This is a genomic window from Actinomadura macra NBRC 14102, assembly GCF_001552215.1.
Classification (GTDB): domain Bacteria; phylum Actinomycetota; class Actinomycetes; order Streptosporangiales; family Streptosporangiaceae; genus Spirillospora; species Spirillospora macra.
Genome location: NZ_BCQT01000020.1, coordinates 233,648 through 241,114, shown reverse-complemented (window position 1 = coordinate 241,114; position 7,467 = coordinate 233,648). Strand labels below are relative to the sequence as shown.

Sequence of the window (7,467 nt, the reverse complement as noted above, 5' to 3'; positions counted from 1 at the left end):
GTGGCCGATGCACATGAAGGTGTCGTCTTCCAGACGGCTCAGGCGAGAGGTGTTGTGACATGTCCGCCGCTAAAAGGATCATCGGCGCGCGTCCGCGCAGCCTGCGCGAAGAGCCGCGCGACCAGCACGGCCGCGCACGCTGGTCCCGCGAGAAGTGGGCCATCAAACTGCGCCACGCATCCCCCGACCCCGACAGCCTGCCCGCAGTGACCAGCCTGGCCAAAATGATCCAGCAATGGGAACGCGGCGACCACATCCCCGGCCCCATCTACCGCCCCCTCTACGCCCACCTCACCGGCACTAGCGAAGCGGAACTCTTCGGGCTGGCAAAGGAGGGCCGGACACCGAACGTGGAAGCGTTGAACCTGGCCGGAACAGCATGCCTCTCAGAGGTGAACAGCCGCCCGGTCGACGCCGAGTTCGTCGAGTCGCTTCGCGAGACCAATCAGGACCTTGTCAGACTCGATGCCCTCTGGGGCGGGCACGAGGTGTTTCCCTTGGCCCTGCGAGTGTTCCGCACAGTGCACCAGAAGCTGGGCTCCGGCGCCTACGTTCCGCCGGTGGAGCGCGACCTCTTGGCGGCGGCCGGGGAGACCGGCGAGATCGCCGCGTGGCTGGCCTACGACGCCGACAAACAGCCGGAGTCTCGGCAGCTCGCGCACGAGGCGCTGATGTTGTCCCAGCATGCGGGAGACCGCGACATGGAACTGTTCCTCCTGTCCCACCTGGCAATGCAGTCCCTGTATCTGCGCCGCCCGGCCGACGCGATGAGAATCGTCACCGCTTCCCTTGGCGACGAAGTTCCGCCGAGAGTGGCCGCGCTGTTCGAGGTACGCCGCGGGCGGGCGCTCGCCCAACTCGGCGACGGAGACAGCGCCTCCGATGCGTTCGACCTCGCCGAGAGCACGATCGCTGAGAGCATCACGTCTCGTGATCCACGCTGGACATGGTGGGTGGACGGAACGGAGCTGACCAGGCACAGGGCGACGGCCCATACGCAACTCGGCCAATGGGACCGCGCAGTTCCCCTGCGTGAGCGAGTCGTGGAAGGCTGCCAAGGTCGGTACCTGTACGGGAAGCTCGATCTGGCTCAGCTGCTCGAAGCCCTGGTCCACGTCCACGACTGGCAACGCGCCGAGGACGTCATCACCGATGTCTCAAGCATCGTGGAGTCCCTCGGCCCCGGCCGCTCCGCGAATCTTCTCCGCAGAGTCTTCGACCAGATCAGCGGCGAGAGCGGCGCCCCGTCCACAGTCATGGACGCCGCTTCTGAACTTCGGGGCTTACTGCCACAGACACAAGCACTTCCCTGACGGGACGACGCGCCGGGGTCGCACCTTGGGTCAGGGGTTTTCGATGATGCCGCGGGCTTGGCGGGTGGCGGGGTCGAGGTCGGCGGGCCAGGTGGTGGCCGCGTCTGCTCGTGCCCCGGTCAACACGGTTCCCTCCAGGACGGTGTCGCTCAGGTCGGCGCCGCGGAGATCGGCACCGCTCAGGTTCGCGCCTCGCAGGTTCGCGCGTTGGAGGTGGGCGCGTCGGAGGGTCGCATCGGAGAGGTCCGCGTCTTCGATGAACGCCTGGCGAAGGTCGGCCGCGGTGAGATCCGTGCGGTCGAGCTTCGCCCCGGCCAGGACGGCGCGGGCGAGGTTGGCGTAGCGGAACTGCGCGCCGGTCATCCGGGCGCCGCGGAGGGAGACACTGCGCAGGTCCACCCGGGACAGGTAGATCACCTGGTCGTCTCGCGAGGGAGGACGGCGGCCCAGGACGCCCGCGGCGGCCTGGATGTCGGGAGCCCGGACGCGCATCCAGGGCAGCTGGTCGTCCACCCTCGCGGTGGGGTGCTGCGGGACGTCGGGGCTGCCGACGAGCCACGGGGCATGGTTGCGGACGAAGGCGCCGAGCAGGAACTGGATGGAGTTCCGGTCGGCGGAGGAGTTCTTGGCGATGCGTTCGAGCGCGTAGATGCCGCCGATGCGGACGTCGACGTTCTGGCTGCCGAGCTGATCCACCGCCCGGGTGAAACGTTCGGTGATCTGGCCTTCGCGGCTCACATGGACCTGCCGCCAGGTCGCGGCGGCCCCCAGCACCACCAGGAGTCCGACGCCGCCCTGTAACAGCGCCGACCGCGCGTCGTTGGCGAGACTGGACTGGGCCTGCTGCAACTCGATGCGCGTGCGCGGATCGGAGACGCCGCTCAGCTCCGTCGCCGACAGCGGCGGGTAGAGCCATCGGGGGATCATGAGGATTCCGCCCGCGACCAGGGCGATGAGACCGCTGAGCATCAGCAGGGCGAGCCAGGTCGCGCGTGGATTCATGGTGCGCTCCTTCGGTGGTCCTCTCGCGGCGCATCCTCAGAATCTCAGTTCGATGGGCCAACGGAATTACGGACAGCAGATCATCACTTTTCGGTCGAATGATCTAAAGAGGGGCTCTAGGAGCTTCCCCGTGTTTGTCTTAACTTGAGATCGAGACTTCGGTAAGAGGAGCGACGCGCGTTCTCCAGGAGGCGATTGGAGCGCGCGTTGTCCGTCGCGTCAGCTCAGCGGTCGCACCGTTGCCGAGTCGGGGGACGGCATATCGCCACGGTGTGGCCATGGTTCGGGGCCAGCCGAAAGGTGATCGAGTGATTGCGCGCAGTCGAGTGGGCACCGCCCTGCTGATCACGGCGTTGGTCGCCGTGGCCACCGGATCCGGGCCCCTGTCCACCGGCGTGGGTGCGGCCGCACTGCCCCAGACCCCGAAGGTCGAACCGCCCCCGCTCCCCGCCGACCCGAGAACGCCCCAGGAAGGGTTGGACAGCCTCGGGATCAGCGGGTACGCGGACCGGCTGAGCGTCGAGCCGGGCGAGTCCGTCAAGTTCCGGGTGAGCACCAAGAGCACGGCGTTCAAGGCGACGATGGTGCGGGTGGTGCACGGCGACGCGGACCCGCGCGGGCCGGGGATCAAGGAGCAGGTCATCGCGTCCGACGCCAACAAGGAGTATCCGGGCCGCTACCAGACACTGCCGCTGGGCTCGTATGTGACCGTTCCCGACAACGACGACCTGCGGCTGGACGGGAGCTTCACCATCACGGCGTGGATCGCGCCCACCACCGTCCCCGGTTCCAAGCTCAACCCCACCGCCTACCAGCGGACCCCGGTCGGCACGGGGGCGGTGCAGGGGATCGTGACCAAGTGGTCGGACGAGGAACAGGCCGGGTACGGCATGGTCGTGGACCGGGACGGGGGGCTGGGTCTGCGGCTGGCCGGCCGGTCCGGGCGCGCCAGCACGGTGAGTACCGGCGTGAAGATGAAGCCGTGGACCCCGGCGCTGCGGGGAGTCGAACCCGGCGGCGCCGTCCGGCCGCAGCATGTGAACTCCTCCGGCTGGTACTTCGCCGCGGTCTCCTACGACGCCAAGACCGGCAAGGTGAGGCTGCACCAGTACCCGCTGACCGGGCACCCCAACGACTCCGAAGCCGTCGTCACCCGCACGATCGAGGCCCGCGGGCTGAAGAACTCCAAGGCGCCGCTGCTGATGGCCGCCTACCAGGGCGCCCAGAAGCGGCCCACCGGGTTCTACAACGGCAAGATCGACGCGCCGCGGGTGTACGACCGGGCACTGGACGAGAAGGAGATCCGCTCCCTGCAACGCGGCGGGTCGGCCGGCGGGGCGGTCGTGTCCTACGACTTCTCCCAGAAGATAGACACCGATCGGGTCGTGGACACCTCGTCCAACGGGCTGCACGGCCGCGCGGTCAACCTGCCGGTCCGGGCCGTCACCGGTCACAACTGGAAGGCCGACGAGCAGAACTACACGCGGGCGCCCGAGCAGTACGGGGCGATGTACTTCCACGATGACGACCTGGGCGACGCCGCCTGGGAGCCCAGTTTCACCTGGCGGGTGCCCGCCGACGCCCGCAGCGGCGTGTACGCGGCCAAGCTGGAGGCGGGCGGGCGCGTCTACCACGCCACCTTCGTGGTGCGTCCCAAGCACGGCAAGCCCACCTCGAAGGTCGCCCTGCTGGTGCCGACGTTCAGCTACCTGGCCTACGGCCTGACGGGCGACTTCGTGAGCGGGCTGAGCCAGTACTCCCGGCACACCGACGGCAGCGGCGTGGTCTACTCCTCGGCCCTGCGCCCGATCACCAACATGCGTCCGATGACCACCGGCCCCAAGGGCGAGGGCAGGCCGTGGCAGTTCGAGGCCGACACCCACATCATCGACTGGCTGGAGTCCACCGGCCGCAACGTCGACTACATCACCGACCACGACCTGCACCGGGAGGGCACGAAGCTGCTGGACGACTACCAGGTCGTGATCACCGGCAGCCACCCCGAGTACACCTCCGAGCCCATGCTCGACGCCCTCCAGAGCTGGCTGAACGACGGCGGCCGCCTCATGTACCTGGGCGGCAACGGCTTCTACTGGGTCACCCCGCTCGACCGCACCGGCACCTACACCGAGCTGCGCCGCCACGACGGCACCGAGGCATGGCAGGGCGCCCCGGGCGAGCACTACCACAGCACCACCGGCGAGTACGGCGGTCTCTGGCGCTTCCGCGGCCGGCCCCCGCAGCAGCTGGTCGGCGTCGGCTTCACCGCGCAGGGCTTCGGTTCCCGCATGGGCACCGGCATGTACAGCCGGCCCCTGGACCGCTCGGCCCAGAGCCGCGACCCGAAGGCCGCCTGGGTCTTCGACGGCGTCAAGGCCACCGGCCCCATCGGCGACTTCACCTCCCTGCAAAGCCCGGGCGGACCCATGGGCGAGGAACTCGACCGCGCCGACTACGCCTTGGGCAGCGCCGACAACACGATCGTCCTGGCCTCGGCCACCGGGTTCGGCGACGAGTACCTGTTCGTGAAGGAGGAGAACAACACCGCCAACCTCATGGAGGGCGGAACCATCAACTGGCTCGTCCGCGGTGACGTCACGCTGACCCGGTACCCGAAGGGAGGCGCGGTCTTCTCGGCCAGCTCCATCTCCTGGGCCGGCAGCCTGTTCTTCAACAAGTACGACAACGACATCGCCACCATCACCGGGAACGTCCTGAACGCCTTCTCCGCCGACAAGCCGCTCCCGGGCACCGGCTGACCCGGATCCGCGCCGACCCAGCCCGCTGGTTTCCTTCGGAGGCCGTGTGTACGTATCAGTCCGCGGAATCCCGCATGGTACGAGATCGGCGACCCGGGTTCCCCGGGTCGTCGTCGTGCTCGGCCTGGTGAGCCTGATCACCGACGTCTCCACCGAGATGGTGACGGCCGTCCTGCCGCTGTTCGCGACCCTCGCCCTCGGCCTCACCCCCTTGGCGTACGGGATGCTGGACGGCCTCTACCAGGGCGCGACCGTCCTGGTGCGGCTGCTCGGCGGCTTCTTCGCGGACCGGCTGCGCCGTCCGAAGCTCGTGGCGGGCGCGGGATACGCCCTCGGTGCCGCCGCCAAGCTGATGCTGCTTCCCGTGACGGGTGCGGGGGCGCTGTCGGCGGCGGTGGGGGTGGACCGCGCGGGCAAGGGGTTGCGGACGGCACCGCGCGACCAGCTCATCGCCACGGCGGCCCCGGCGGACCGGCTCGGCAGATCCTTCGGCGTGCACCGGGCCCTCGACGCGACCGGGGCGCTGCTCGGTCCCATCGTCGCGTTCGGGCTGCTCGCGCTCGCACCCGGCGACTTCGACATGATCTTCGTCGTCTCGTTCTGCGCGGCCGTCCTCGGCGTGCTGCTGTTCATCCAGCACGTACCCGAGCACCGCGCAGGGCGGCACGGCGGGCTGAAGCAGGGTGGGTTGGAGGACGATGTGCCGGGCTCGGACGACGGGGCGCGGCCGGTCTCGCTTCGCGACGTCGCGGCGCTGCTGCGAATCGGCGGGTTCCGGCGGCTGCTCTGCGCCGCCGCCGTGCTGTCGGCGGCGACGATCGGCGACGGTTTCCTCTATCTCGTCCTGCTGGACAACGACGCGGTCACGACCCGTTGGTTCCCGCTGCTGTTCGTCTGCACGAGCCTGGTCTACCTCGCCCTGGCCGTGCCGTTCGGCCGCGTCTCCGACCGCTACGGCAGGAACCGCGTCTTCGCCGCCGGGTATGGCCTGCTGCTGTGCGCGTACCTCGCCGCGATCCTCACCGGCGGGGTGGCCGGGGCCGGGCTGAGCCTGTTGTTCCTCGGCGCCTACTACGCGGCGACCGACGGTGTGCTGCCCGCGGCGGCCGCGCCGCTGCTGCCCGCCGAACTGACGGCGACCGGGATCTCCGTCGTCCAGGCGGCGGTGGCGGCCGGGCGCGCGCTCGGCGCGGTGGCCTTCGGCGCGGTCTGGACGGCCGCCGAGGGCGAGGCCGCCGTGTGGACCTTCACCGCCGCCCTCACGGTCGCCCTGATCACGGCCGTACCCCTGATCACCCGAGCCCGCGACCACCGGACGGAGACCCGATGACCCAGCTCGGCCCGCGCACCCTCGGCAACGGCAAGATCATGACGGCGATCGCGTTCCTCGTCATCGCCGTGGCCGCGGGCTGCGTCACCTCCTCGGTGCTCCGCGCGGGCGCGGCGGGCGACGAGCGGGGCGGCGGCTCGGTGGAGCTGCCCAAGGGACGGCTGATCGTGTTCCGGTCGCTGCGCCCCGGATCCGCGTTCGGCCATGTCGCCGCGCTTCCGGCCGCGGATCTGAGCCGCGAGCGTGTCGTCCTCCCGACCCGCTGCGAGCGGACGGCCGCCTCGTCCGCGGGCGGCCTCTGCCTGCGCCAGACGCGCAACCCCATCCAGCTGTTCGCCGCCGAACTCCTGGATACCCGGCTGCGGCCCGGCAAGCAGGTGCCGCTCAACGGCATCCCGAGCCGCGCCCGGATCTCCGACGACGGCCGCTACTACGCCACGACGGCGTTCGTGACGGGGCACTCGTACCTCTCCGACGGCTTCTCCACCGAGACCGTCATCGGCAGGATCGGCGGCGACCCGGTCGGCAACGTCGAGCAGTTCACCTTCCTGCTGAACGGGCAGCCGAACGCCAACGAGGACCGCAACGTGTGGGGCGTGACGTTCGTCCCCGGCGGAGAGCGGTTCTTCGCCACTGTGGCCACGCAGAACCGCAGATACCTCGTCGAAGGCGACATCGGGCGGCGTACCCTGACCGCCCTGCGCGACAACGTCGAATGCCCGTCACTGTCCCCGGACGGCCAGCGCCTCGCCTACAAGAAGCGGACCGGGCTCAACTCCGACGTCTGGCGCTTCCACGTCCTGGACCTGGCGACCGGCGTCGAGACACCGCTCGCGGAGACCCGCAGCGTGGACGACCAGGCGGCGTGGCTCGACGACGACCACGTCATGTACGCGGTGCCCAAGGGCGGCGCGGGCGGCCGCAACGCCGACGTCTGGGTCGTGCCTCTGCGGGGCGGTGCGCCGCGCCTGCTCATCCCGGACGCCGATTCGCCCACCGTCCGAAATCCGGCCAGGGACCGGCCGCTGCGCTGACCCGCCGCGCGTCCTCGGTGGTATCGCCG

At 70.0% G+C, this 7,467-nt stretch carries 5 protein-coding genes; 4 read left to right on the top strand and 1 reads right to left on the bottom strand.

The genetic code is table 11. The annotated features are described in order from the left end of the window. The first annotated feature begins 206 nt into the window (after positions 1–206). The gene (locus AMA02S_RS32710; protein WP_157430974.1) at positions 207–1,313 is read left to right on the top strand and encodes an NsdA family TPR-like regulatory protein; all 1,107 of its coding nucleotides are present in this window, start codon (positions 207–209) and stop codon (positions 1,311–1,313) included. Positions 1,314–1,343: 30 nt separating this feature from the next. Here AMA02S_RS32710 and AMA02S_RS32705 read toward each other — a convergent pair whose 3' ends face one another. After that, positions 1,344–2,315, bottom strand: coding sequence for a pentapeptide repeat-containing protein (locus AMA02S_RS32705; protein ID WP_067466292.1), 972 nt, complete (start codon positions 2,313–2,315; stop codon positions 1,344–1,346). 308 nt (positions 2,316–2,623) lie between these two features. Here AMA02S_RS32705 and AMA02S_RS32700 point away from each other — a divergent pair, with 308 nt between their 5' ends. From AMA02S_RS32700 to AMA02S_RS32690, 3 genes are all read left to right on the top strand, one after another. After that, complete coding sequence (locus AMA02S_RS32700) at positions 2,624–5,074, top strand: N,N-dimethylformamidase beta subunit family domain-containing protein (RefSeq protein WP_169806938.1); 2,451 nt, start codon at positions 2,624–2,626, stop codon at positions 5,072–5,074. A 127-nt stretch (positions 5,075–5,201) separates the two neighbouring features. After that, a complete protein-coding gene (locus AMA02S_RS32695; RefSeq protein WP_157430972.1) occupies positions 5,202–6,404 on the top strand; it encodes an MFS transporter in 1,203 nt (400 codons plus the stop codon). After that, a complete protein-coding gene (locus AMA02S_RS32690) occupies positions 6,401–7,438 on the top strand; it encodes a TolB family protein (protein ID WP_084265845.1) in 1,038 nt (345 codons plus the stop codon). Before AMA02S_RS32695 ends, AMA02S_RS32690 begins: the two co-directional genes overlap by 4 nt. The last annotated feature ends 29 nt before the right edge of the window (positions 7,439–7,467 follow it).